Source organism: Bacillus sp. AP50, from assembly GCF_040492675.1.
GTDB classification, from domain to species: Bacteria; Bacillota; Bacilli; order Bacillales; family Bacillaceae_G; genus Bacillus_A; species Bacillus_A cereus.
In genome coordinates, this window is sequence record NZ_JBEUTW010000785.1 from 1 (window position 1) to 3,684 (window position 3,684).

The window sequence follows — 3,684 nt, forward strand, 5'->3', positions numbered from 1 at the left end:
TCATCACGGAGCATAGCGCTAAAGTGCTGCAATCCAGAACACGTTGCATCCATTGCTACAGGCACAGAACACAGATACTCTTCAGGATTCGGAGATTCCAAAGCCTCTTGTAAAGCGTACCCTGCTTGAAGTAAAGTGAACGCTGTGTCAGGCTCAGGGGCATCAATATTCAATGGGTCATCTAAGAACTCTTGGATATGCTCCCAGTTCTCTTCAGTCCATTTCGCTTTAAGTACCGCTGTGTGTTTATCATAACCTGCACAGTTAGCAACGTGTACTTTCAACCAGAATAAACCATCTTTACCAAGCGGTTTAGCTGTGGCGAAGTCCAAGCAACCCTTAACTGCATCCGAGCTCTGTGGGTTCAACGTACTGCGGAAATACATCCGCCCACGCCAGTCGATAAAAGTCGGAAAATACAGGGCGGATTCTGCTGAAAATTTACGCAGCTCCGCTAGGCGGCCTAGAATCGCGTATGTGCGCCCTTTGCGTTTTATCTCACTCGTGTACCAGTTTCGCATTGAACGCCGCCAGAAGTCAAATACGGCCTGTTCCTGAGCGTTTAATGTAGCCTTGTCGAAAGTCGCCTCGTCAAACGGAAATTCTGGACGGGTTTGCTCCTGAAAACTCGGCAATCCTAAAATTCCGAGACGGGTGGCTACGGCCTTGCCGAGAACATCCAGCACCTTAGTGTTAACCTTGTACGGTACGCTTTGGGCTTTGTTCATAGCAGCACGAACTGTATCTGCTGCGGGGAGTTCTAACTGCTCCAGTACCCACTTACGGTCAGCACGGTTTAGTGTTCCGATAGTGCACATGCTTGCATGGCCTTGAAACCATTGAGTGAGATACCCGCCGTTGTACTGAGAAGTCCACGGAGTAGGCTTACACAGCATCGGAGGATACATAACCATTGCGCGAGCACTTGATACAACACCCTCTAGGACTTTCTGTAACTCAGGGGTAGGTTCAATGAAGTACATCCCGAAGTCACCGTAGAATCCACTTTGAACCCACTTGAACAACCCTGTGGTATCATAGATTACGGAGCACAATAGGCGAGCAGCACCATTACGTTCATCAGCGCTCCAAGTCTCCCACTCAATACCAAGACGTTCAGCACCACGAGTGTACGTTCTGTGGATATGTGATATGCTGTGAACCTTAGCTTCGTCTAAGTACTCCTCAGTACGATTCACGTACTGCTGAGATACCTCCTGCATCATAGTAATAAGACATTCAGTTTCAATCGCCTTACCTAACTGATTCAGTAAGCTCTGCATACTCACAGGTTCTGGGTTAGCACATGCCTGAATAATCTGACGTAACCCCATAGTGGTCAGTAAGTTCACAGGCACTCGGCGAAGTAGCCCTGCGTACTTACCATTAAGACCACGGTGAGGTTGAGCAAGAAAGGCACTCAGGTCTCGCATAACATCGTCATACGTTTTAATCAGCAGCACTTGAATCTCGCCGACATCCGCAGCACGACCTTGAGTAAACGCTGTGTTCACCAAGTCCTGCCCTTTGCGGATGCTCATAGCGCTGTATTGTTCTTCTAATTCGATTTGACGGTCATGCAAATTCATTTTATCTCCAGTTTATGGATTTCCAAATAGCTTCAAGTTTCGTACGAAGCTCTTGGATTGTGCCGTTGTTATTAATGTATGACGAGTTCATAATATCACAATGGTCATAATAACCATGTTGATAGTGCTGAAAGAGGTTCAAATACTCCTCGATTAAGTTCCATGCGAAGTCTTCTGAGGGATGATTCAGCTTAGGCACATCACGGTCAATTACAATCAACCAATCCATTGCATCAGCCTCTTCCTCGAATCGTACATCAGGAATAATAGCATGTGCATGCGTACGTTTTAGGTACTCTTTGAACACGGTACTCGATACTGCGCGAGCGCATTCAGTACCCACTAACTGCTGGAACTCACGAGGACTGAGTTCTTCTTGAGGGTGCACGATTTGCATGAACCGCTCTGCGAATTCATCACGTTCGCGTTCTGTACTGAACAGAATATGCCCCAATTCAATAGCAGCTTCAATCGCACGGTCTTCCAACGCTGTACCGTAGAACGGCACACGAACTTCCTTAGTGTCACGGTTATCAAAGGTACTGCCGAATACAAACAATGCTGCTTGCTTCAACGGGGCAGCATAACGTGCAACCTTAATACCTGAGATTTCCGATAAGATTTCTGCGGCGGTGTCTTTACCGCTTGCAGCCAGTCCTGTGATTCCGATACGCATAATTATTCCTTAGTAAGTACTTTCCAACAAACGGGGTAACATTCTTTAATACATTCAGCTAATTTCTCAGCAAACTCATTTGCAAAACCTTGAGCATCCTTAGTACGGCGTTGATTGTACACACGAGCAAACGCCATTACAGAGCCTGTCCACATCCATTCGGTCATGGTGTTCATGGGGAGCACTAAACGTGCCTCTTCAGGTGCAACTCCTGAGATAATCAGATTCTCATACAAACCCAATGTATCACGCGTAGAATTAACCATAGAACCCACAGCGCTGCCAGACCATTCATGTACATTACCTGCTCCCTGTTTAGCATTCACAGGTGCACGATGCACTTCCTCTGGGAACCAGAACTCTGGTTCAGATGACACATAACGCCGTGACACCTCATTCCATACAAGACCAACTTGATGCTTACCCAGTTGTCGAGCTAAAGCAAAGGGTGCTTTCACACGCACTTGAATACTCGTGTGTGCAAATGGCGACCAATGGTTATGCTCAGCGAGATAATTCACCAGACGTTCGTCTTGTTCATCAAACTCATCCTTAATCTTATCGAACGAAATACGGGCAGCGTTCACAACAGATACATCGCTGCCCATATAGTCGATAAGCTGAACGGTAATTTCAGCTTTCTTCATAGCACTCCTAGTACTCGTAATCGCCAGTCAGGTTGCCCTTACTGTACTCAGTTGCTCGTTGTTCAAAGAAGTTCGCATGCTCGACACCTGCAACCATTGCATCAAACCACAACAGATTATTCTTGGTAGTCTCTTCGGTACTGATACCTGCTTGGCGCATACGGCGCTGGGCTTGAAACTCTAAGAACTGCTGTACATCCTGAAAGGTCAACTGCTCCGTCAGACATGTACCTTTAGAGTACTCATCGAAGCAATCCTTAGCAAAGGTTAGAATCAATGGCCACACTTCATCGTGTACATCATTGTACCACGAGAGTCGGGTACTCTGAGGGTGCACACGGAACATAACATCACGCTTCATTAACTGTGTCACACCGTACACATGGTAGTCTTCATCGCGAATACTCCAGGATACAATCTGACCTAAGCCTCGCATATACCCGTTACGGGCATAATTCAGAAGCATAGCAAATTGAGCGAACAACATCACACCCTCGCCAAACAGCGTGGTAGCAACCATGTGCTTAAAGCGATACTCGGTATCCTCGGAGCCTTTGTATTTATTCAAGGCTTCGTGCAGCTTCAGGAGGTTATCATCTACCATCCACTTCCGGAATACGCTATCCTGTTCAGCACCCTTAACGAGTTCTTCCAGACCATACGCATAACCCATTACATGAATACATTCACGGGCAGCAAAGCCTGTGAGCATCTGAGATACACCCAGAGTATTCGCATACGGGAGGTACTCATGGATATACGTGTTGTGTAC

The 3,684-nt window shown here is 46.8% G+C and carries 4 protein-coding genes; all 4 read right to left on the reverse strand.

Going from position 1 to position 3,684, the window contains the following annotated elements; genetic code table 11:
- Positions 1–1,583 (reverse strand): DNA-directed RNA polymerase (locus ABWK52_RS29475; protein ID WP_353772388.1); only part of this gene is annotated, 1,583 nt, incomplete at its 3' end.
- Between the two features lie 7 nt (positions 1,584–1,590).
- The gene (locus tag ABWK52_RS29480) at positions 1,591–2,265 is read right to left on the reverse strand and encodes a hypothetical protein (RefSeq protein ID WP_353772389.1); all 675 of its coding nucleotides are present in this window, start codon (positions 2,263–2,265) and stop codon (positions 1,591–1,593) included.
- Positions 2,266–2,267: 2 nt separating this feature from the next.
- Positions 2,268–2,912 carry an FAD-dependent thymidylate synthase gene (gene thyX, locus ABWK52_RS29485; protein ID WP_353772390.1) on the reverse strand — a complete coding sequence of 215 codons (645 nt, stop codon included), beginning with the start codon at positions 2,910–2,912 and terminating at the stop codon, positions 2,268–2,270.
- A gap of 7 nt (positions 2,913–2,919) precedes the next feature.
- Positions 2,920–3,684, reverse strand: a 765-nt coding sequence (locus ABWK52_RS29490; protein ID WP_353772391.1) for a ribonucleotide-diphosphate reductase subunit beta, incomplete at its 5' end; no start/stop codon positions are given.

Bases quoted from the DNA above. Each gene is read 5' to 3' on its own strand.
- ABWK52_RS29480 (WP_353772389.1), bottom strand. From the start codon at position 2,265: ATGCGTATCGGAATCACAGGACTGGCTGCAAGCGGTAAAGACACCGCC.
- thyX (WP_353772390.1), bottom strand. From the start codon at position 2,912: ATGAAGAAAGCTGAAATTACCGTTCAGCTTATCGACTATATGGGCAGC.